Annotated in this window: 18 protein-coding genes and 1 tRNA gene; all 19 read right to left on the bottom strand. The window is 50.9% G+C overall.

Features of this window, described 5'->3' with window-relative positions; genetic code table 11:
- Positions 1 to 37 precede the first annotated feature (37 nt).
- Positions 38 to 823 carry a ZIP family metal transporter gene (locus BUB68_RS06745; protein WP_073089361.1) on the bottom strand — a complete coding sequence of 262 codons (786 nt, stop codon included), beginning with the start codon at positions 821 to 823 and terminating at the stop codon, positions 38 to 40.
- Between the two features lie 11 nt (positions 824 to 834).
- On the bottom strand, positions 835 to 4,725 hold the full coding sequence (gene addA / locus BUB68_RS06750) for a helicase-exonuclease AddAB subunit AddA (RefSeq protein WP_073089363.1): 3,891 nt from the start codon (positions 4,723 to 4,725) through the stop codon (positions 835 to 837).
- Positions 4,691 to 8,275 (bottom strand): helicase-exonuclease AddAB subunit AddB, encoded by a 3,585-nt coding sequence (gene addB / locus BUB68_RS06755; RefSeq protein WP_073089366.1) that lies wholly within the window; start codon positions 8,273 to 8,275, stop codon positions 4,691 to 4,693. Before addB ends, addA begins: the two co-directional genes overlap by 35 nt.
- A 48-nt stretch (positions 8,276 to 8,323) precedes the next feature.
- Positions 8,324 to 9,301, bottom strand: coding sequence for a phenylacetate--CoA ligase family protein (locus tag BUB68_RS06760; RefSeq protein ID WP_073089369.1), 978 nt, complete (start codon positions 9,299 to 9,301; stop codon positions 8,324 to 8,326).
- A gap of 39 nt (positions 9,302 to 9,340) precedes the next feature.
- The gene (locus BUB68_RS06765) at positions 9,341 to 10,129 is read right to left on the bottom strand and encodes a CheR family methyltransferase (RefSeq protein WP_073089371.1); all 789 of its coding nucleotides are present in this window, start codon (positions 10,127 to 10,129) and stop codon (positions 9,341 to 9,343) included.
- A gap of 212 nt (positions 10,130 to 10,341) precedes the next feature.
- On the bottom strand, positions 10,342 to 10,788 hold the full coding sequence (locus BUB68_RS06770; protein WP_073089372.1) for an Hsp20 family protein: 447 nt from the start codon (positions 10,786 to 10,788) through the stop codon (positions 10,342 to 10,344).
- 71 nt (positions 10,789 to 10,859) lie between these two features.
- Complete coding sequence (locus BUB68_RS06775) at positions 10,860 to 12,242, bottom strand: protein O-GlcNAcase (RefSeq protein ID WP_073089373.1); 1,383 nt, start codon at positions 12,240 to 12,242, stop codon at positions 10,860 to 10,862.
- A 12-nt stretch (positions 12,243 to 12,254) separates the two neighbouring features.
- A complete protein-coding gene (locus BUB68_RS06780; RefSeq protein WP_073089374.1) occupies positions 12,255 to 13,409 on the bottom strand; it encodes an acyltransferase family protein in 1,155 nt (384 codons plus the stop codon).
- Positions 13,410 to 13,596: 187 nt separating this feature from the next.
- Positions 13,597 to 14,841 (bottom strand): methionine gamma-lyase family protein, encoded by a 1,245-nt coding sequence (locus BUB68_RS06785; protein ID WP_073089375.1) that lies wholly within the window; start codon positions 14,839 to 14,841, stop codon positions 13,597 to 13,599.
- A gap of 5 nt (positions 14,842 to 14,846) precedes the next feature.
- Positions 14,847 to 16,646 carry a GTPase HflX gene (gene hflX, locus BUB68_RS06790; RefSeq protein WP_073089376.1) on the bottom strand — a complete coding sequence of 600 codons (1,800 nt, stop codon included), beginning with the start codon at positions 16,644 to 16,646 and terminating at the stop codon, positions 14,847 to 14,849.
- A 13-nt stretch (positions 16,647 to 16,659) separates the two neighbouring features.
- Positions 16,660 to 17,661 (bottom strand): nucleoid-associated protein, encoded by a 1,002-nt coding sequence (locus BUB68_RS06795; RefSeq protein WP_073089377.1) that lies wholly within the window; start codon positions 17,659 to 17,661, stop codon positions 16,660 to 16,662.
- The gene (locus BUB68_RS06800) at positions 17,648 to 18,358 is read right to left on the bottom strand and encodes a hypothetical protein (RefSeq protein ID WP_073089378.1); all 711 of its coding nucleotides are present in this window, start codon (positions 18,356 to 18,358) and stop codon (positions 17,648 to 17,650) included. The genes BUB68_RS06795 and BUB68_RS06800 overlap by 14 nt, the downstream gene beginning before the upstream one ends.
- Before the next feature lie 71 nt (positions 18,359 to 18,429).
- Positions 18,430 to 18,505: transfer RNA gene (locus BUB68_RS06805), tRNA-Lys, on the bottom strand.
- Positions 18,506 to 18,581: 76 nt separating this feature from the next.
- Positions 18,582 to 19,139 (bottom strand): hypothetical protein, encoded by a 558-nt coding sequence (locus BUB68_RS06810; protein ID WP_014423992.1) that lies wholly within the window; start codon positions 19,137 to 19,139, stop codon positions 18,582 to 18,584.
- A gap of 29 nt (positions 19,140 to 19,168) precedes the next feature.
- Complete coding sequence (locus BUB68_RS06815) at positions 19,169 to 19,702, bottom strand: hypothetical protein (protein ID WP_073089380.1); 534 nt, start codon at positions 19,700 to 19,702, stop codon at positions 19,169 to 19,171.
- Between the two features lie 332 nt (positions 19,703 to 20,034).
- Entirely contained in the window at positions 20,035 to 20,607 is a 573-nt protein-coding gene (locus BUB68_RS06820) for a hypothetical protein (RefSeq protein WP_073089382.1), read from the bottom strand.
- A gap of 16 nt (positions 20,608 to 20,623) precedes the next feature.
- Positions 20,624 to 20,824, bottom strand: coding sequence for a hypothetical protein (locus tag BUB68_RS06825; protein ID WP_073089384.1), 201 nt, complete (start codon positions 20,822 to 20,824; stop codon positions 20,624 to 20,626).
- 99 nt (positions 20,825 to 20,923) lie between these two features.
- On the bottom strand, positions 20,924 to 21,199 hold the full coding sequence (locus BUB68_RS06830; RefSeq protein ID WP_073089387.1) for a hypothetical protein: 276 nt from the start codon (positions 21,197 to 21,199) through the stop codon (positions 20,924 to 20,926).
- A 101-nt stretch (positions 21,200 to 21,300) separates the two neighbouring features.
- A partial coding sequence (locus tag BUB68_RS06835) for an IS3 family transposase (RefSeq protein WP_143188105.1) occupies positions 21,301 to 21,616 on the bottom strand: 316 nt, incomplete at its 5' end.

The following is a 21,616-nucleotide window of genomic DNA, read 5'->3' on the forward strand; positions in this document are numbered from 1 at the left end:
CACACATATTTCCATGATTGATTACCCTATTCCTTTTTCATCCCAATGCCACGTCCAAGGTCATCATCAGGGTAAAGCCCAAGGCAAATGTCAGCACGCCGATATCGCTGTGTTCACCTGCTGACATTTCCGGGATGAGTTCTTCCACCACCACGTAAATCATGGCACCGGCGGCAAAGGCCAAAAGATATGGCAGGATGGGCAGGACATAGGTTGCAGCCAAGATAGTCAGGATTGCGCCGATTGGCTCCACGATTCCCGATAGCATACCGCTGATAAAGGATTTATGCTTGCTCATGCCCTCCGCCCGCAGAGGCAGGGAGATGATGGCGCCTTCGGGGAAGTTCTGGATGGCGATACCGATGGAAAGCGCCAAAGCCCCACTCAATGTGATATCCGCATTGCCCGCCAGCCAGCCGGCAAAGACCACACCTACCGCCATGCCTTCAGGGATGTTATGGAGTGTTACGGCCAGCACCAGCATGGCAGTCTTGGGCAGACTGCATTTCGGCCCTTCCGCTTCATGCGCATCCATATGCAGATGCGGAATCAGATGATCCAATGTTAGCAGGAACAGCGTCCCGACCCAGAAGCCCACCACAGCTGGCACAAACGCAAACTTGCCCATAGCGGCACTGCCTTCCATCGCAGGAATCAAAAGACTCCATATGGAAGCCGCCACCATGACGCCAGAGGCAAAACCGGTCAAGCCCTTTCGCACGCTGGTCTTTAATTCTTTCTTGAGTATATAGACGCAGGCGGCGCCCAAAGTGGTTCCCAAAAAGGGAATCAACAGCCCCTGCATGATTTCAATCGATAGCATATAAATCCCCCTTAGTCCGCTGCCTCCATAGGCACAAAGCTGCCGGTCTGCAACAGATAGAGATAGGTCTTATCCACCTTCCGCCCTAAGATTGCCTCCACAGCACTGCGGTACAGGTCCAGCTGGATCCGGTAACGCTGCCGGATACGATCCGGATCGGTCATCTTGTCAGTCTTGTAGTCAATCAAGATCAGCTCTCCCTCGGCAGTTTCCATAAGCAGGTCAATCACGCCTTGCGTGAATACCAGTTCCTCTTCTTCCTGTACTTCGGGATAAAAGTCCCTGGCCTTGAGCATCCGGCTGAATGGCAGTTCGCGATAAAGCTGGCGGGCAGTTTTCACCTGCGCTCCCAATGGTGAGTCAAAGAACCCCTGTATGCCCTTGATATAAATCACCCTGCCCGCGCCTTCAGGCAGGATGCCCTTGGCTTCCAGCGTTTCTACCTGCTTTTTGATGCCCTGATAGCTCACATCACCATGGAAATCCAGCCTTTGCATGACAGCGTGCATGATGGTGCCCCGTTCCATGGGCGAAAGTTTTTTCTCCTGCTCCTGCATGAAGCGAGGGCGTGGCCATTCAGTTTCCAGCTCAGACTGAGGCTGAAGCTGCACTGGCGTTGCGGCGGACACCGCCTCCAATTCATCTTCCTCATTGACCACGATCAGCTGCCGGGCCACAGGTAGTTCCTCATCCCGTTCCTGACTTGCGGCAAAGCGGCGTTTGATTTCCGTTACCGTCAATTTGGCGGGGACATGCGTGAGCCCTTTCTCGTCATATCGCCAGCCCAGCATATGTTCCACCTGTTCCTGCTTGGGCGACGCCGGCATCGGCTCCAGACGGCTGACAGCTTGCAGCAGTTCGTCAGCGGCATCTTCTTCGTTTTTATCGGCCATTATTTCCTGTGCTGGATAGAGGTTCACCTTGATTCGGGCCTCTGGCTCGATCCTTTTCTCTAACCCGGCCACCACATCTTCTAAACCAGCCTCCTTGCGCAAAGGTGCCCCGTCAGTGTGCCGGCTAAGCGCAGGCAATATCCAGTCAAGATAACTGCTGGCTCCCGTAATGACATCCGTTGGCAGCTGCATTGCCGGACTGGAAGCATATTGACAGTACCGATAAAATCTTTTCGTCAGATCCTTCCCTTTTACCACACCAGTCAAAATCAATTTTTCTCTTGCTCTGGTCATGGCCACATAAAGGATACGCATTTCCTCAGCCTTGGATTCTGAGCGGATTTTGGCAGCAACAGCCTTCCAAGGCAAAGATTTATAGATCTGCCGCCCGACCTGTGACCGCTGGGCGATTTTGATGCCAATTCCCAAGTCCTTATGCATCAGGAAGGAACTGTTCAAGTCCTTGAAGTTAAAGCCTTTGGCCGTATCCGCCACAATGACCACGGGAAACTCCAGCCCCTTGCTATGGTGGATGGTCATGATTTGCACCACATTCTCGCTGGCTCCCAGCGTTCTGGCCACAGACAAATCCGTCTCCCGCTTCTGCAGATTCTCAATAAAGCGCAGGAAGCGGAAAAGCCCCCGATAGTTGGTGCGTTCAAAATCCGCAGCCCTGTCCACCAGCATGCGCAGATTAGCCTGCCGCAGCAGGCCCCCCTTGAGTCCGCCGGTATAATCGTAGTAGCCCGTTTCCCGATACAGCAGCCAGAGCAGCTCTGGCACGCTATGGCTGACAGCGAACTTCCGCCAGCGGGCCAATTCTTCCTGAAAGGCCGCTGCGCGGGCAGCCAGTTCTTGCGGAAGTTTGCTTTCCAAAGAAAAGCTGGCCAATAAGCCATCATAGAGGTCGCCTGTCTCAGAAGCCAGACGAATCTGCGTGAGTTCCTCCATCGAAAAGCCGCCAATCGGCGAAGCCAATACCGCAGCTAAGGGAATGTCCTGCCGCACATTGTCGATGACCTGCAGCAGAGCCAGCATCAGACGGACTTCGGCCGCCTCGAAATAGCCGCCATCCACATTGGCATACGCCGGAATGCTGTTCTTCCGCAAAGTTTCCAACAGGATGTTGGCTTTGCCGCTCACTGCCCGCAATAACACCACAATATCCCGATAAGCAAGCAAACGGTAGTTCTTCTTTTCCTTATCATAGACGAACGGGCTATCCTCCATCAACTCAGCGATTCGCTGGGCAATATACTGCGCCTCCAGCTTGAAGCCCTGCAGATCTTCCTCGCCTTCTTCCTCTGCTTCCGGGTCCACGGAGGCTTTTTCCTGTTCCTTGGTATCTTCCTGCTTCTGCAGGATCAGATCAAGCTCCAGCGGCCCTTCCAGTGTATGCTCATGCTCTGTATACTCCTCAGAACCAGGGTAAAGCTTGCTGCGCTCGTCATAGTCGATTTCTGCCGCTTCCCTTGTCATGATCTGATCGAATATATAATTTATCGGATGCAAAACTTCCTCCCGGCTGCGGAAGTTTTTTTTCATGGTAATCAGCTGATTTACGTCCTCTTCCCGCGGATTCTCCGGGAATCTGTCATACTTAGCCAAAAAAAGTGTCGGGTCCGCCAGACGGAAACGATAGATACTCTGCTTCACATCCCCCACGATAAAGCGATTGTCTTCCCGTGCAATGAGATTGAGGATGGTTTCCTGTACTCCATTGGTGTCCTGATACTCGTCCACCATAATGGATTTGTATTTTTCCTGCAGGCTCCTGGCAGCCTCACTGGGAATGATCGTTCCATCCTCGTCATGGACACAGAGAATCTCCAATGCATAATGTTCCAAATCGTTGAAGTCCAGGACATTGCGCTCCTTTTTCGCCGCCTGCAAAGCCTTGCCAAAATCCAGCACCAACTGCGCATAGACTGCCACAGCCCGCTGATTGGCCCGCATTGTTTTCTCCAGCTGCGCCGCCGTCTGTCCCATATAATAGTCGGCCACTCTTTTCAAGGCCTTCTTGACCTCATCCCGATGATTGCTGAACTGTTCCCGCACCTCAGGATAGATGGTTTTCAGATCGTTATAAGCCTTGCCCCGCATGACCTTCCAAGAGAATTTGCTCACCTGCCGGACCAGTTCATCCCATTTTTCCATGCTGGGATCATCTTCCATCACATGGAAGGCCTCCCGGATATCATTAAGACCTGCCAAGTCCTGCTGTATCAGCTCTTCATACGGAGCCCAGGCAGCAGCCAATTGCGCATCTCCAGCGCATCTGACCAGCGCCGCCAATTCCTCATATTGACGGATCACAGCCATAAGTCCAATCTTGATAGCCGGAATGATTCCTCCCAGCCACAGGGAATCAGCCAGCGTCTCCACATCACGATCCCGCTGATTGGTCAGCCATTTTTCGGGAAAAGGCTGGCTCTGGGCAAAGTTATGCAATTTCAAGACAGCCTTTTGGACTTCCTCGTCAGCTTTTTCATCGCCATAATCGTCCATAAAAGAGACAAACGACTCCCAAGCAGGCAGGTCTTCAGCCGCTAAAGGACGTTCATATTTTTCCTCCAGCAGCGCTTCCAAAACATCCTGCTTCAGCAGTACCATTTCCTGTTCATTAGCCAGCCTGAATTTCGGGTCCACATCGATGGCATCAATATGCTGACGGATTACCCGCTGACAAAACGCATGAAAGGTACTGATATCGGCCCCCGTCAGCAAAACCATCTGCCGGTTCAGGTGTTTGACCAGTTTGCTGTTCATGGGATCTACATTATCCAGAGCCTTTGCCAGTGCTCCCTCAATACGCTCCCGCATCTCTGCTGCTGCCGCATTGGTGAACGTCACGACCAGCAATTCCTCCACACTCAGCGTTCCTTCAACCAACTGACGGATAATACGTTCTACCAGCACCCGGGTTTTACCAGAACCGGCAGCGGCAGCCACCAGTATATTCTTATCCCGAACTTCAATAGCTTTCTTCTGGTCCTCGGTAAATGACATCAGCTAAATCCTCTCTTCCAATCTTTTCCGCCATCAGGCGTTCCATTTCTTCTTCAGCAAAATTGCCCACATCACGATAGGCAAAACCTTCAATGTCCGGCTCAAAGCCGCAAAGCACCCGATAGCTGCAATAAGTACAGGCGGTGCGGTCACCATTTCGATAAGGTTTTATCTGAATATTGCCTGCCAGGATAGCCTTGCCTGTATCCCGCAAGATATAATCCACATATCCCAGCATCAGCTCAAATTCCTTTGCCGTGCGGATATAATGGTTCTTCTGGCTGTTTTTGTCCAAAGAACCATCTTTATTGAGCTTTGGCTTTATATGTTCCATAGTCGCATCGATGCTGCGAAGGACGTCCATATCTGCCAATACCCAGCCCGGCATCGCCAACTGGCTTTTTATCTTTTGCGCCAGTTTTTCTTCACTGAGCGCCTTATCGCTAACGATTGTGGGATTTTTCAACAGGGAATAAAGGATTCCCGCCGGCAGCCGCTCCCTGTCCTGCTGTTTCAAGAGTTCCTGCCCCACCAGCATATAAACCAGCAGCTGCAGTTTCAGACCATAATACACTTCAAAGAGATTGATGGCTGCCTGCCCCGTCTTATAGTCCAGGATCAGGAAATAATTGTTGGTCTGATGCACATCCAAACGGTCAATCTGCCCCTTCAGCGTCAAGGAAAAGCCATTGCCCAGGGGCAGCGGGGTCAGCTGCACCTTATCTGCCTTATGGCCAAATCCTTCCTCAAAATAGGCTGGCTGGAATTCGGAAACCGCGGCCCAGGCAGACAGATGATTGACTGCCTGCAAGGCCGTAGTCTCCATACGCCGCTTGTAGTGACGATAATCCGGACGGCTCAGCAGTATCTCGCTTTGCAAGCGAGGCGCAATGGTTTCCACCAGCTCATGGCAGATATCTCCCCGGCGCTTCTCGGGTACATCCTGCCAGCGATGGTCATAATCTCGGCTGACCATTTCTCCGTATTCCCGGATCACCTCATGCAACAGCTGCCCCAGATCCATCTGCCGGAACTCATAGCTATGACGTTCCTGCAGTTTCAACCCATACTTCACAAAATGACTGAAGGGGCACTGGCGAAACTTCTCAAACTGCGTGACACTACCCCGCAGGAACTTTCCCTTCAGATAGATGGCCTGTGCCAGTTCCGAAGGAATTTCGCCTACAGGAGCTTTTGGGGCCAAACCGGCCAGCGCCAGTTTCATCGGCCGCTGCAAGTCCGGCTGTTTCAAAGCCCAGTTATACACATCCTGCCAGAATTCCTCCATCCGGCCTTCATCCCGCTGACCGCGCAAAGCATTGGCAAGACCAGACACCGCCGGAACCGGAGCCGATAACTGCAACAGGTCATCGCGCCTCAATGTTTCCACGGGAATGGAAATAAACTCAATCTGCGGGAAACAATGCCACAATTTCCCGACCAAAGATGCAGGCTGCAGGCCATTGCCCTCCGCATCGGCCAGTGCATAAGAAATCCAAAGATATTCGCTGGCCTCATTGAACCCTCGGTAGAGCAGGAACCGCTCGCCAAAGCTGCGCTCCTGGCTGCCCCGGGATATTACCGGCTTTTTTCCGTCCTCAGCAGGCATTTTTTCCAAGGCATCAGCCAGATGCAGCCTGTCTGCATCGGTGAACATCCCCGCTTCACCAATGCGCCGGGGCATGGCGCCCGCATTGGCCCCCAGGATATAGATGGCCCGGCTGCCGGCCATGCTGTTCTGATCCAGAGAAGATACGGTCACATAGTCCAGTCCCGGTGGGATCAGGGACAGGCTCACGGCATCCAGGCCGTCCCCGAGCACCGCCGCAAAGTCACTGAGGCTCATCTTTTCCTGACCGCTTATTTCCACCAGCTGGTCGAAAAATTCCATGATATCTTCCCAAATCTGCCTGTGTTCCGCACTGTCTGCCATCCTGCCTTCAGCTTCAGCCACTTCCTGCCATTTTGCCAGATGGGCAGGCACTTCCAGCGCCACCAGGAAATCATAAAGTGCCGTGACCCGGCTGGTCACATCCTCCGCCTGCCGGATTGACTGGTCAAACACACACAGCGCTTCCACCGCCTGCCGCCGCAAACCGTCAATAAGCTGCAACCGTGCCTGCGTTTCTTCGTCTACCTCCGCCTCTTCTGTATCCAATGCGTAACGACGGTGCCAACGCCAATCCTCTGTCTGCAGCCACCGCTTGCGCCCCCGGATACCAAATTCCAGTACATAGTTTTCGAGTTTATCCACATCATCCCGCACCAGTGGAAAAAAGCCCGTGCGCAGACAGCGGAAGATATTCTCGTAATTCCAGCCCCTCTGTACGACTTCCAACGCCGACCGCAGCAGTTCTGCCAAAGGATGGTGGATACTCTGCCGCTTACCATCCTGGAAAAACGGAATCCCGTAATCCTGAAAGACCAGCGGCAGGACACCATCATAATCCTCAGCATTGCGGATAAGCACACCGATTTCCCGATAACGATAGCCTTTCTCCCGCACTAAGCGCAGGATATCTGCCGCTGCCGTCTCCACCTCGATACGGCGATTAGCCGCTTCCACCAGACGCAGACTCTCTGATTTCTCCTGCATTGCTTCTGCCTGACCGAACAACGTTCGCTCCAGCCAGCCCAAAGCAGGATTTTTAGCTCGCTGATTTACTGTCAGCAACTTCACCGGCTGCCAAAAAACAACCTTATTGGATACCAGTTCCTGCAACATGCGGCAGATATTCTCCATGGTGCGATAAGGACGGTTGAAAAGCCCCGTTTCATTGGTATTTTCCGGCAGCTGGAAATCAATCCTGCCATCAGGCAGGTGTTCCCCCATCAGGGGCAGGGTGATATGAACTTTCGCTGCACTGGACAATATGGCCGCCAACACATTCATTTCCTGTGGATTGAAGAATACGAAGCCGTCAATCCAGACTTCAGCCCCCTGCATAAGTTCTGCCTGTGGAATCTTATCGGCCAGGATGTTCATCAGATCTTCCGCATCATTGGTACGGCCAGCCATGGCCGCGGCAAACTCATCGGCCAAAGTGCTCAGCTCCCGTACCTTGCCGGAAAGCCGCTCCTGCCCTGTCCCCACCATATCCGCCGCCTGCCGCAGGGTATCGGTGGACAAACGATAGCTCTTAATCTCCTTGATGGCATCGGACAGGGTTTCCGTAAAGCCCCGCTGCCGAGCCGCCCGGGCAAAGACAGTCAAGTCCTTATCCTTCTGATGCTGCAAGAGCAGCTTCTGCAGCAAGAGCCGTCGCCCCACATCACTGATGCGGGGGATATCGCCGCCCCCTGTTTCCAGCAGGATCTGACGGGCAAAGCGCCGGAACCCGAACACATAGGCACGGAAAAAACCTTGCCCCGTCTTTGCCATCATAGTGGCCAGTTCCCGCTCGGTCTTATAGGTCATATGCTCCGGCAAGAGCAGAATGAGTGCCGGCCCTAAAGGGCGTTTGGTCATTTCTTCCTGCATGTCTGCCAGACAGGTATGTGTCTTGCCCGTGCCGCTGCGGCCGATGATAAAGTCTAAAGTTGCTGTCATATCCATCCCTCATACAAAAGCCTTCCCCATTGGGGAAGGCTTTTTAATTCACATAAATGTAAATGGTGTAGTTACTCTGTGCAATGTCCGCCCACAATCGCATACATCCGTTTCCAGCATAACTGCCTGACCGGTTCGATAGCGAATCAGCGGTATGGCTTCTGCCGCCAACGTGGTCACCACCAATTCCCCCATCTGATGAGGCTCGGTCACCACCTGATCGCTATGGAAAGCCACAATCTCCGGATAGAAGTAATCCTCCTGAATATGGTAGCCCTTATGGGCTTCACATTGATAGAGCATGCTGGCCGTCCCCAACTCCGCCGGTTCATAGAGATTATAGACCGTGGCATGAGTACGGTCGGCAATATGCCGCTGCATGGCATTCTGCAATCCCTGCTGATTCAGGCAAAGGACACGCGTCAATGGATAGTCCGCAATATTCTTGCCCGTGGCCTGCAGCTGGATAATCAACTGCATGATCAGCTGGGGAGAACTCACGATGGTGTCCATACTGATGAGTTCCATCATACGCAACCACTGACGGTAATCCGTGCCCATAGCCACAACCGTAGCACCAAGCATCTCCAGCGCATACTGGATATCCATGATACGGCTATCGGACATATCCCCTTGCAAAGCAACCACCGAAGTCTGATTGATACCCGTGGCCACTAGAGAACGCGTCAGCATCTCCACATTATGTCCCACATCGCCTGCCGTGTAGAACTTTGTCACCTCACCATTTTCCTGCTGCACCACACTGAAGCGGATAATCCCCGATAAAGGCATGGTCAGCATATCCAGCGAATCAACTTGAAACAGCTCATTAGCTGTCAGGAAAGGAAGCCTTCTGATATCCTCAAGACTTTTGATATCGCCTGCCGACACTCCTGCCTTGGCAAACTTCTGCTGGTAGAAGAAACTCTTTTCCTCTGCCCATTTCAGCTGCTTCTGCAGACGTTCTAACTGCAAGGCTTGCAGGCTTTCCCTATCTAGTTGTTCTATCTGTTGATTCGCGTACATGACTTAGCTCCGATCTTTTCTTAATAAATGGCGACTCTCTTATGCCAAAGGCTTTTGATAGAAGAACGGCTGGAAACTGGTATAGCCTAATTTACGGAAGTTCAGGATGGCCTCAGTAGCACCGACAAAGAGGATGCCACCAGGCTTCAGTGCCTTGAAGAAGTTCGCATAGAGCTGGTCTTTGGCCTCCTCCGTGAAATAAATAACCACATTGCGGCAAAGAATCAGGTCAAAACCATTTTCGAAGGGGTCCTTCAGCAGGTTATGCCGTTTGAACTCGATGCAGCTCTTTATGTCCTGACTGACCGCGTATTTATCTCCTTCAACAGTCGTAAAATACTTATTCAGGCGCTCCGGCTTCATAGCCTTGATTTCATCTTTGTTATAGACACCGCGCTTTGCCTTGGCCAGGATTTCGATATCCAGATCCGATGCCAGGATGCGGTGGCGGGTATTCGGTGTCATCTCCTTCATGATAATGGCCAGCGAATAAGGTTCTGCCCCGATGGAACAGCCCGCACTCCAGATATTGAGCTTGGACGAACGCTTCAGCAAATCCGGAATGACATCCGTCTCCAGCTTGCCAAACTTCTCTGGCGTACGGAAGAACTCTGACACGTTGATGGTCAGATACTCGATGAATGCGGCAAAATCATCTTTATTCTTGGCCGCATTGTCAAAATACGCCACATAGGAATCCATATTGGCTCTGGTCACCAGATTGCCGATACGCCTCTTCATCTGCGGTTCTTTATATAAATCGAGGTCAATTTCCGTCTTGGCCTTCAATTTTCTCTTAAACTCTGCCCAATCCTTTTCATCCATCATCTTTGGTCCCTCCCAATCTCCTCTGGTCTGCTTACAATAAACCAATCCTGTTTACTCTATGTACTATTCCCTTTCCATCCAAAAAAATCCTGCCTTTTCCCGCAAGACCGCGAAAATAATTTCACATTCTTTCAATATTTTACCATAAATAAAGCCTGCTGGCACCTTTTTTTGGCAGCCAGCAGGCTTTCATTCTCAAAATATATATCCAATCACTCGATATCAAACACCGTGCGGTTCTCATCTTCCGTCTGTTTCGGCAGGACGATATGCAGGATACCATTCTCAAAGGCCACATTGACGGATTTCTTGTCAATGCCATCAATATAGAACGTGCGCTCGAAATCGCCGCTCTTGCGTTCCCGGCAGAGATACTTGATGCTGGCATCCGCAGCTTCTGCCCGCTGGGCCTTGATGCGCAGATAATTGTCATCATCATAGGACACCGTGATCTGTTCCTTGTAGAAGCCCGGCAATTCCGCAAAAAGCTCATAGGCCGCATCCGTCTCAATCACGTCCACCTTGAAGGAAGACAAGGCCCCGCTGACTTTGCCCAGCGGATTCAGCGACTGCTCGGCAGCATAGCTCAACACCTTCTCCAAAACATCATAACCACGCTCCGCATTTTCCCGGAGATGAAATGGTACTGCTCTGAACATAAGAACCCCTCCCACAGATAAAATGGAAAACTTGCTTCGATATGTCCTATTATACTATAATATTCAGAATATTACAAGCGTCCTGCCAGTTTGTCCAAAAACGCCCTTGCCGTATCTTCTGACACCTGCGCTTCCTTGTCGTGAGCCTTCACATCTTCCAGCAGCTGGTGAAATTCTGCCTGCTGCTTCTCACCAGCCATAACCCGGATGCCCAGCATATCCGCCTGCAGTATACGCTGGAATTGCGCCAATTGCGGTTGGCATTCCTGCAAAACATTGGCTGGAAGCTCCTGCTGCAGCTTCACGACAGACTGCTCCAGCTTTTCCAGTTCTGCCAGCAATTTTTTCCCGGCTGCCTTGTCCGCCCCCTGCCAATAAGCATCCATCAGCTGCCGCGTGGCCAGACCGTCCTCCGGCCCAATCACCGCCCAACTCACCACCATATGCTGGCTATGTTCGGCAAAAGCCTCCATATCCGGTGCCAGCTTGCCGTATTGCGCCTTGATGGCTTTCTGCCAGGATCTGACCGCATCGTATTTCGCCGGATTCAGGGCATAATCAGCGCCAGTGGCCAGCGAGATCTTCGAAAGCTCTGCATGTTTCATAGGATTATAGAAGATAGCGGGAATAGCGGATTTTACCGGCATCTTCTCGATGGGCCCCAAGGCCAGCTTGCTTTCCAGGTAATCGCTGACGGGATAGTTCCACCAGATGCCCAACTGACGTCCATAGAGTTCGTTGGCCCTGGCATAATCCTCATCGGTCAGTCCATCAGGCACCACTTTTTCCCCCGTGTAGAGCACGAGGATATCCTTGTCCAGCGTACTGGCAAAATCGCGCGTGTACTCTTTTACCTGTCCATCGGCTTCCATATCGAGCCGAAAATATTCCGTGGGCACCGTAATCAAGGGTGATACATCTTTATGTTTGGCGATGAAGTTCGCATTGAGCCAATTCAGGAACTCGGCCTGTCCCTTGGCGTCTTTGTTCTTGATATCGTCATAGAAGATGGCAAAATCCCGCACGCCCAGCTCGTACATGGCCGTGAGTTTCTGTTCCATGGCAACCTTATCTGCTTCTCCCTGCGGGCCGTCAAAATGGATATCCAGCCCCGGCGAAATGGCAAAGATAAACTTTACCTGCTGTTTTTTCGCTTCAGCTATAAGGGCCTGCATCTCCACCAGCTTATCAGTAGGATAGGGTTCCCGCCATTTGGCCCGATGGTAAGGATCGTCCTTGGGCGCATAGATATAGGCATTGAGCTTATGCTCATGGCAGAACTTCAGCATATCCAGCCGGTCACCCTGAGACCAGGGCGTGCCATAGAACCCCTCCACGATTCCTCGCAGAGGGATGGCTGGAGCACTGGAAGCCGGCAGATTGCCGCCAAGGGAAACGGCCAGCAAAACCACCAGCCCCAGCAGGTATTTCCATTTGCCTTGTACGATTCTCATGTTAATGCCTCCTTAAAGTTTGAAGATGATCTGTCGCTTATGGAAGAAACTAGCCACGGGCAGCCAGAGCAGCACCCAAATCAGCGCCACCGCCAGAATGCTCAGCGGGGCCCCCAGCACGCCCAACAGGGTATGTTCCCAAAGCCAGGGATAGATGGCGGTATCCTGTACCTTTACATACCAAAGCAGCAACAACACCCTATCCGGTACAATAAAGAAAAACAGCGGATTCGTTCCGAAAAGCCTGCAGGGCGTAAAAAGCCATTCCATAAAGTCCGGGAACAGGCTCAACGCCATCTGCAACAAGCCCAGCCCCCACATGAAACCACCGCTGGTAAAGAGCACGTACGGTGCCGTCCACAGCTGTTTGCTGATGATGTCCATATAGCTCCAGGCACCGCCCAATATCAGCAACAACGTACCGCTGACCAGCAGCATCAGCACCCGTTCAAATATCGGCGCACTTTCCATGGTCAGCTGCCGCCCAGCCAGCATCCCCCATAGGAAGGAAGCCGTAGCCGCAATCGTGCCATAAAGTCCCTCCGGGTCAAAAGACTTTCCCAGATAACAGTGCGCCGCCCCTGGGAAAATCCCGTCGATCAGCATGCTGATGTTATTGTCAGGACTGAAGGGATTGGTGGTGTCATAGAGATGAAAACAAGTCGATGACAGGGCCAGCAGCAACAACGCCATGATGGCAATATGCTTTTCACTGCGTAGCCACCAGGTAATGACCATGCCAAAGAAATACACCAGTCCCAACCGCTGAAGCACCCCCATAATGCGGCCATGCTCCATAATATCACGCATCAGAGAACCACCTGCCTCGGGGGAAAACCAATGCTGCAAGAGCAGGGGAAACTGGTTCAGGACAAGCCCGATCAGGAACAGCAGAGCCGAGCGCTTCAGAATCATGCTGAATTTCTCCCCAAAACTGTCCTCCCGATGTTTGCCAAACCACAGAGAGGCTGACACACCCATGATGAAGACAAAGCCCGGAAAGGCTAAATCCGCAATCGTCAGCCCCGCCCAGGGAGCATGCAGCAACAGCGGATAAGCCTGTTCAAAATTGGGCAGAGAATTGACCAGCAGCATAATCGCTATTGTCAATCCCCGAAAAATATCGATGGCGGCCAAGCGCCGGTTATTCTTGAATTCGATTAACATATCTGCCTCTATTCTAAACTAAGCCTTTACACGAAATCTAACCGATCCTGCGCCTTGCAGGCTCGACTCGCTAAGATTTCATAGTCTTAAAAGTACCATCTGCATAAAAGCAGGGCGGCATAGCCGTCCCTGCTTCTATATCATACCCTATAATCATACTTTTTGTAAAGGGAAGCGATCTTGCGTTTTACTTGTCCAAGTCCTCAATGGCCTGCGCCGCTCCCATGATGCCGATGACAGCATGTTCAAAGGTCAGACCGCCCTGCAGGTAAACGTTGTAAGGTGCCCGCATAGGACCATCGGCGCTGAACTCAATGGATGCCCCCTGCACAAAAGTACCTGCCGCCATGATGATCTGGTCCGCATAACCCGGCATATCCCAAGGCTCCGGTGCTGCATAGGAATCTACCGGAGAATACTTCTGAATACCACCGCAGAAAGCGATGAGCTTTTCTGCCGTGCCGAGTTCGATGGCCTGGATGATATCGCCGCGCACATCCGTGGGCAGCGGCAAAGTCTTGTAACCTAAGCGGGCAAACATGCCGGCGGCAAAGATAGCGCCCTTGATGGCCTGAGCCACCACATGCGGTGCCAGGAACAGGCCCTGGAACAGCAGGCGGTTGTTGGAAAGGCTGGCGCCCAGCTCGTCGCCCATGCCCGGTGCCGTCAGACGGTAGGAAGACAGTTCCACCAAATCATTGCGGCCAGCGATATAACCACCAGTAGGTGCAATACCGCCACCAGGATTCTTGATGAGGGAACCAGCCATGATGTCAGCGCCTACCTGCGTAGGTTCCAGCGTATCCACGAATTCGCCGTAACAGTTATCCACAAAGCAGATGCAGTCCGGCTTGATACGGTGAACTTCCGCGCAGATGGCCTCGATATCCTCGATGGACAGCGGATTGCGCATGCTATAGCCGCGGGAACGCTGAATCTCCACCATCTTGGTTTTGGAAGTGATGACGTTCTGGATGCCTGCCATATCGACCTTGCCGTCAATCATGGGCAATTCATTATAGAGCACACCGAATTCCTTGAGCGAACCGGGGCTCGGATTGTCATAGCCAATAACCGTCTGCATGGTGTCGTAGGGCTTGCCCGTCAGGGATACCAGCTCGTCACCAGGGCGCAGGATGCCGAACAGCACCGTCGCCAAAGCATGGGTGCCAGACACGAACTGCGTGCGCACCAAGGCCCGCTCCGCGCCAAAGATCTTGGCATAGAGTTCTTCGAGCTTGCCCCGGCCGATATCATCATAGGCATAACCGGAAGTCGTGTTGAAATGGGCATCGGATACCTTGCACTCGCGCATGGCATCCAAAACCTTCAGCGTGTTTTCCTCGGCAATGCCGTCCACACGGGCAAAGAGCTCGCGGGACTGCGCCAGCACTTCCTGTTTCAAGTCAACGATTTTTTGAGAAAAAGCCAAAACGATTACTCCTTTAGTTCATATTGTACGAAATTATCTTTTTCCGACAGAGGCAGACGCACTTCTACTTTCGTGCCCGCCTCCTCATAAGCCGTCTCCACCACGGCATTGAGCTTATGCAGCTTCGTGACTGCCGCTCCCTCAGCATAGGGAATCAACAGCGTCATGCGCACCTGGCTTTCCTGGAAAAAGCCCTCGATGCGCCGCTGCAAGGCATCGAGATTCTCCCCGGTCATGGCCGAGATAAAGACACCGTCACGGCCGCGCAGCAACTGCTCCCGGATATGGGGATTATCCAGCTGATCCGCCTTGTTGAAGACATAGAGCACGGGCTTGTTATCCGCCTCTAATTCCTTGAGCACCGAAACCACCGCTTCAATCTGGGCTTCGAGATTCTCATTGCTGCAATCCACCACATGCAGCAGCAGATCTGCCTCCTGCACTTCTTCCAGCGTGGCCCGGAAAGCCTTGACCAGCGTATGGGGCAGCTTCTGGATGAAGCCAACCGTGTCTGTTAAAAGTATATCCTGCTTTTCCGGCAACTGCAAGTGCCGGGTGGTCGGGTCCAGCGTGGCAAAGAGCTTATCCTCAGCAAAGACCTCCGAACCGGTCAGCTTATTCAGCAGCGTGGATTTCCCCGCATTGGTATAGCCCACCAGCGCCACCAACGGAATCTGCGATTCCTTACGTCGCTTGCGGTGCAGGGTGCGGCTTTTCTTCATGCCCTCAATCTGCTCTTCGATGTCGTGTATCTTGCTGTAGATGCGCCGCCGGTCCACTTCGAGCTTCGTTTCACCGGGCCCACGGGTACCGATGCCACCGCCCAGACGGGAAAGCGCCAGCCCCTGACCGCTGAGACGTGGCAGATTGTAGCGCAGCTGCGCAAGCTCCACCTGCAGCTTGCCTTCGCGGGAGTGGGCTCTCTGGGCGAAGATATCGAGAATCAGCGCCGTGCGGTCAATGACCTTGACACCGAGCATGCGTTCTAAATTATGCTGCTGGGATGGCGTGAGTTCATCATCGAGAATCAACAGCGTTGCTTCGAGGTTCTGAATCTCCATGGCCAGGTCATTGACCTTGCCCTTGCCCAGGAAGAACGCCGCATCGGGCTTTTCCTTGCGCTGGGTGAACGCAGCCACTACTTTTGCCCCGGCGGTATCGGCCAGCCGTTCCAGTTCTGCCATGGATTCTTCGATGGGCCAGCTGCTGCCAGGACGCTCCACGCCGGCCAATATTGCCCGTTCTACCTCGTCTTCCGTGGACTTCGTGCTCTGGGCCGCCAGTTTCTTGTTGACCACGGTCACCAGCATGTTCAGGTTGATCTGCGCGAGCACCTTGTCCTCTGCCGGACCGTACTGCGTCAGCAGCTGCGTGCCGTCCTCGCTCATCTCCCCGGCAAAGAAGGCCAGGCAGCCGATAATCTTGCCGTCCCTGCGGCCAATGGCCGCCATGCAGTCAAAGCGCAGACGGCGCAAGGATGACAAATCAGGCGCACTAAGCCGCACATCCCCGCTCGGATGGGTATGGATGCAGCGGATACCCGACAGGCGCAGATCCGAGCGCGTTTTCTGCTTGAATTCCGGCAGGTCCACCGTCGCCGTATCCCCTAAGGACACCTGTACAACCTTTCCCTGACGGTTCAGATACACCGCAGCTTCCCGGTCCGTATCCTCGGTGATGGCGAGCATCTCTTCATTCAATTCTCTGGTGGAAATCTGCCCAATCGGCACCTTTAGCTCATAGAGAGCCTTCAATTTCTCCAGCACATAGGTTTTGATATTGGCTAAATCGCCATTTACTTGCATAGTTTCGCTCCTGTCAGCCGCGGTTCACGATATTGCCGATATGTTTGAGCATGATGGAGAGCGTCCCATCCTCATTGTTATGGAACTCCATGAACTCCGTATTGTCGAAGTACTCGGAGGGAATCGTCAGTTCGATGCCCGTATCCGTCTTGAGCTTATGCTTGCACATCTTCTTGATGGTCGCTTCCTGATCCATCTTCACAGGTTCCGTGAAGCCAGCTTCCTTGATGGCATTGTCAAAATCCGCCTGCATGGAAGGATTCTCCTTGAAGATTTCCTTGCCCGCCTCGACCAGATCCAGTTCGTCGGTCGTCTGCATATTTTCTGTCACATAGCTCTTGACCGCCGCTTCCGTGGCCACCTTGTCCTGCCCATAGGCTTCGGCCACCTTGGCCGCCGTCTTACTGAGGTTCTTGATTGCTTCCTTCGGCGAAGGTGTCAGGCTGCATTCGAGCAGGATTTCCGGGAACACCAGGATGCTGTTGCCATCGATTGTGTACTTTTTCGCCGTGACCGAAACTTCCTTCGTCTCGGCGTCGATAAAGGCAAACTCCTCCATCTTCTGGGACAGGTTGGGCATGATGGAATAATGGTTGATGATTTCATTCTTGATACCCGCATCCGTCTGATTCACCTGATGGGTGTAGCCGATATGGCTGCTCGCCTTGAAAATCACAATCTGCCGCCGGTCGTCAATGCGCACATCTGCCACAATCACATCACTGGACGCCATCTCTTCCGCATGGACAAAAGCATCCTCCAATTTCTTGGCCAATTCCTTGGAAAAGGGCACAAAGCTCATTTCCCCGCTCAGATATTCCTTGACCAGCTGAGCACAATGACTGTCATCATAGAACGTTCCCGGCTTGGCATCCTGACTGCTCCAGGCTTTTTCGATATGCTTGTGCAGGAATGTCTCAATGCTGTCCTGTACCGTGAGTTCTTCATCCGAATACACCGTCATGCCGGAGTTGAAATCCAAAATATGCAAGATTGCTTTATCAATTACTATCATAGTGTACCTCATCCTTCTGTTCTTCCGCCCATTGCCTTACCTGCTGCAAGCGGGCCGGCATGCGGGTGCGCAGTTTCTCCTCCAGCTCCCGCAGGTCATTCGAGTCAAAATCGTAATTTACATCGGGGATATTCCAGATTCGGGCCTCGGCAAAAAACTCATCCCGGTAGATATTATAGTAAACCGTAAAACTGCTCTCGAGTGCAAAATTCACATAATCAATGACAATATACGAGCCATTATTGATTTTCACCGGTTCAGCCGGCTTGATAAAGAGCTCGAAACCCTCATTTTCTACCGGCAGTTCCCTGCCATACTGCCAATCCGGCAGATTCTTGTCCACCACGATGCTGCTGAGGGTGGCCGGATTGAACTCGGCCATATCCATCAGGAGTTGTTCAAACTGACTATTCAGCAATTCCTCAAACACGGAAAGCTTGCCCGTGATAAACTCAATCCGGGCAAATTCAATCAGGCCAATCTTCAGCCGCACCTTGTACTCACGGGTTTCCTCATGAAAGTAAACGATGGCTCTTTTATGCCAATCCTCATTGACATAAGCATAGAGGTCATACTTATTCTTGCCAATGACCGTTTCCCGGTGAAGCTTGAAACCGTGCCACTCCTCGGGCAGGTTTTTCATATATTCCCAGCCAGCCGTCTCCTCTTTTATTTTTGCAATGGTATCTTCCTTCATTAGATGAACCTTTCCTGCAAGAGCATACAAGAAAAGCTCCCAGGCAAAGCCTAAGAGCTTGTGATTTCAAATGGTGACCCACCACGGAATCGAACCGTGAACCTACTGATTAAGAGTCAGTTGCTCTGCCAGTTGAGCTAGTGAGTCATGCGCCTTGTTCTCAAGGACATGTAATATATTAACACCATCATCCGGCTTCGTCAAGCACTTTTTGAAAAAAATTTCATTTTGCCCGCTCCGCATATTGCAGGCTGGCAATTCCCTTCTGTACCTGCCGTTCCGCTTCTTTATCACCGGCATCATAGATAAAGGTGAAAATCCAGCCCAGATTCTTCCGGGCAATCGTCACCACCTCAATTTCCACATCCTGTCCGTTCTGCTGGCCGGTAAAATGAAATTTTCGCAGCGGAATATGATTGATGACGGCAGTCTCCTGATGCGTCATGCCCACATTCTCTACATCATAATTCCCCATTATCTTCAGGACACGTTTCTGCGGCCCTTCCTGCATATATCTGTCCCGGTCTTCCTGCAGATACAAGCTCTCGCTATGCAGATCCACGAACATATCGTCACAGTCAGCCTGACATACCGTATAGCCTTCATCGGACTCGGACAGCGGTTCCAGGCGCACCGGCAGCTCAATCCGCAGTTCCTGCTTTTCCGAAGCAATGAAACTGCTTGTTTTCCAAAAGCAATCGATATCCTGCAATGCCCCATTCTCACTCAGCAGCCATAAACACCCCATCAAAACAGCAGCAATAAAATAAAAACGCATCATAGAAACAACCCCTCGCAGATTTGATCAGATCATTCAACTATACTGAGATCATGGCAGGAACAAGCGATTTCCTTGGCCAAAGATTTCAACTTCCGATTGCCATACGAAAAGGAAATCGTCCCCCAGACCATATGCCCGCTGACACCTGTCAGGAACATGCAATTATACATGCGTTCCAACAAAGCATCATGGATATACTCAAAATATGCTAACTGCTGATAGCGGCCTTCTATGATATCTGCTTCATAAACATATACCCCTGCTGCCATCTTGGGTAAAATAAACTGACACAGTTCCATCTGTCTGGCCATAATCTCTTCATCCAAAGTATCTTCTGCCTTCATCATGCTGAATGAAAACTGTCCAGCCTCATCCGTCAGCAGCAGCTGCCCTGGCTGACTCCCCGGCTGATAGATTTCTCGCACAGAATCTGGCATAAGCTCAAAGGATACCGGCAATCTTAACGAGAATCGATCATCATAAAACAATCGCTCACAGAAACGATATTCCCTGCCACGAAAAGTAAACTCATAATCTTCATCATAAATGGATAAATCCGTCATCAGTGGCCTCCTCATTTCATCTCTGCCCATAATTCATCGTCAAATCGGCAGTTTACGGTCCGTATTTGTTGGAATGTACAATCCCAGGCCTCCACGCCCGGCCAGTCACAATCCGTAAACGTTACCTTTACAAACGAACACATTTCGAAAAACAAAGGATAAACATCTCCAAAATCCCGCTTGCAGTTCTGCCTGCTGCTCAATGCAATATCGATTTATCTCTAATAACAATTCCTCTTCCAGCGGGAAATACCGTTTTTTATAATAATCATTCAATGTAAAATGCTTCCGCTCGTATATCACCCAATGATAATGCTTCCATACTCTCTCCCTCACTGCAATGAAACTGTTGCCATCGATTTTTCTACCAGTTTCTGCATAGCAGTATCATCATTTCTATAAACATATACAATTGTCCATGATTCTTTTCCCGAATCCATCCCCAAACATTCAATCTTACGCCGACCATTGTCTTCTGCCTGGATTTCAGCATATGTCATTTCTTTCCCATTTATTATTCTGGTTTCTATTTTTTGTAAAGCCGGATGCATCTTTTCATAATTAACAAAATCAGCCATAAACGTCTGCAGGTTGAAGTTAATCTTGCTTTTCGCATCAAAAAATCTGCAATGATCTACACTAACAAATATATTATCATTTTCATATCTGTGCCATTCCGCATTTCGAACAATATCATCTGACTCAAAATCACCATTATCATTCAACTCAAACGGAAGATCCAAGGATAATTTCCGCCCACTATTTTGTGTTATAGTTATAGTTTTCCAGCAATCCTTATTATCATAATTTCCACCATGTAATTCCGAGTTTCCAGTACAACCACTTACAGTACCAGTAAAAAATACCAATGCGACGACCAAAAGTTTTTTCCATATTCTCCTCATATTAACTACCACTCCTCTAATCCTGTTTATCACGAACGCTAATACTTGCTCCATATTTACCTTTGCTTTTTTCGGCCGAAAGCTTTGCTTTTCCCGCTTCAAAAGTTGCTTCAACTTTATCTTCCAAAAGATGTTTCGATGCCTCTAGTTCCCCTTTATCCTTTGCCGATAGTGTTTCTTTACCCGCAAGCATTGATGCGTAATCTTCATTCCTCATCACCTCCGATTGCAACGGTATCCGCTCCCATGCCAATCTCATTTGCATCCATATGAATATTGGAAGCCCCCACCTGCAGGGTAATCTTATCATCAGCTTTTACCAAAACCCCTTCTTTCCCATATAATCGCAAACCTCCAGCCCAATTTTCGGCTCATAGAAGCCGACACGATCCCGAAGCCTTGCAAAATCCCCTGCTGTCATCACCTGCGAATATTCCTGCATTGGAATCCCCATTGGCATTATGGGATTTACGATATCCTCGTCCGGACGCAACTCAAACCAAACCTGCTCTAACACAGCCGCTCCTTTCTCTTCAAGCCCTCTATCCCGAAGCCCGACAAAAAGAGGCATCGTACCAAAGAAAATCTCCATGGCACAGTGCCCCCATTGTTTTTTCTCTACCTATTACAAATGATACTCTCTTTCAATTAGAGCAGGATTACATTTTCATTAAAGCTTGATTAAAATATAATCTAAATCCATTTAAGTAACTCCCAATTAGAATTCATATCTATAACAACAGCCAACATGATGACAATCCACAAAACAACTAATACATTCCTGACTCTGCTTTTTATCAGATTTTCAACAGAAGAGGTTATTTCACCTTGATACGAAGAGTACTTTTTATGCGATTTAACAGGTACTCTCAATCCTTCTTCGGACATAATTCGCCGAATTACCTTTTCGGAAAGGATAATTCCCTCACGGCGAAGGAGTCCATAAATACGACGATATCCATAGCATTGTCGGTTCTTAAAGAATATTTTCCGAATTTTCTCTTTTAAA

Origin of the sequence: Pseudoselenomonas ruminantium (assembly GCF_900142515.1) — a bacterium.
Taxonomy (GTDB): domain Bacteria; phylum Bacillota; class Negativicutes; order Selenomonadales; family Selenomonadaceae; genus Selenomonas_A; species Selenomonas_A ruminantium_D.

What these genes read in the sequence shown, in the direction of transcription:
- BUB68_RS06745 (WP_073089361.1), bottom strand. Translation starts at nt 823, where the DNA reads ATGCTATCGATTGAAATCATGCAGGGGCTGTTGATTCCCTTTTTGGGA.
- addA (WP_073089363.1), bottom strand. Translation starts at nt 4,725, where the DNA reads ATGTCATTTACCGAGGACCAGAAGAAAGCTATTGAAGTTCGGGATAAG.
- addB (WP_073089366.1), bottom strand. Translation starts at nt 8,275, where the DNA reads ATGACAGCAACTTTAGACTTTATCATCGGCCGCAGCGGCACGGGCAAG.
- BUB68_RS06760 (WP_073089369.1), bottom strand. Translation starts at nt 9,301, where the DNA reads ATGTACGCGAATCAACAGATAGAACAACTAGATAGGGAAAGCCTGCAA.
- BUB68_RS06765 (WP_073089371.1), bottom strand. Translation starts at nt 10,129, where the DNA reads ATGATGGATGAAAAGGATTGGGCAGAGTTTAAGAGAAAATTGAAGGCC.
- BUB68_RS06770 (WP_073089372.1), bottom strand. Translation starts at nt 10,788, where the DNA reads ATGTTCAGAGCAGTACCATTTCATCTCCGGGAAAATGCGGAGCGTGGT.
- BUB68_RS06775 (WP_073089373.1), bottom strand. Translation starts at nt 12,242, where the DNA reads ATGAGAATCGTACAAGGCAAATGGAAATACCTGCTGGGGCTGGTGGTT.
- BUB68_RS06780 (WP_073089374.1), bottom strand. Translation starts at nt 13,409, where the DNA reads ATGTTAATCGAATTCAAGAATAACCGGCGCTTGGCCGCCATCGATATT.
- hflX (WP_073089376.1), bottom strand. Translation starts at nt 16,646, where the DNA reads ATGCAAGTAAATGGCGATTTAGCCAATATCAAAACCTATGTGCTGGAG.
- BUB68_RS06795 (WP_073089377.1), bottom strand. Translation starts at nt 17,661, where the DNA reads ATGATAGTAATTGATAAAGCAATCTTGCATATTTTGGATTTCAACTCC.
- BUB68_RS06800 (WP_073089378.1), bottom strand. Translation starts at nt 18,358, where the DNA reads ATGAAGGAAGATACCATTGCAAAAATAAAAGAGGAGACGGCTGGCTGG.
- BUB68_RS06810 (WP_014423992.1), bottom strand. Translation starts at nt 19,139, where the DNA reads ATGATGCGTTTTTATTTTATTGCTGCTGTTTTGATGGGGTGTTTATGG.
- BUB68_RS06815 (WP_073089380.1), bottom strand. Translation starts at nt 19,702, where the DNA reads ATGACGGATTTATCCATTTATGATGAAGATTATGAGTTTACTTTTCGT.
- BUB68_RS06820 (WP_073089382.1), bottom strand. Translation starts at nt 20,607, where the DNA reads ATGAGGAGAATATGGAAAAAACTTTTGGTCGTCGCATTGGTATTTTTT.
- BUB68_RS06825 (WP_073089384.1), bottom strand. Translation starts at nt 20,824, where the DNA reads ATGAGGAATGAAGATTACGCATCAATGCTTGCGGGTAAAGAAACACTA.
- BUB68_RS06830 (WP_073089387.1), bottom strand. Translation starts at nt 21,199, where the DNA reads ATGGAGATTTTCTTTGGTACGATGCCTCTTTTTGTCGGGCTTCGGGAT.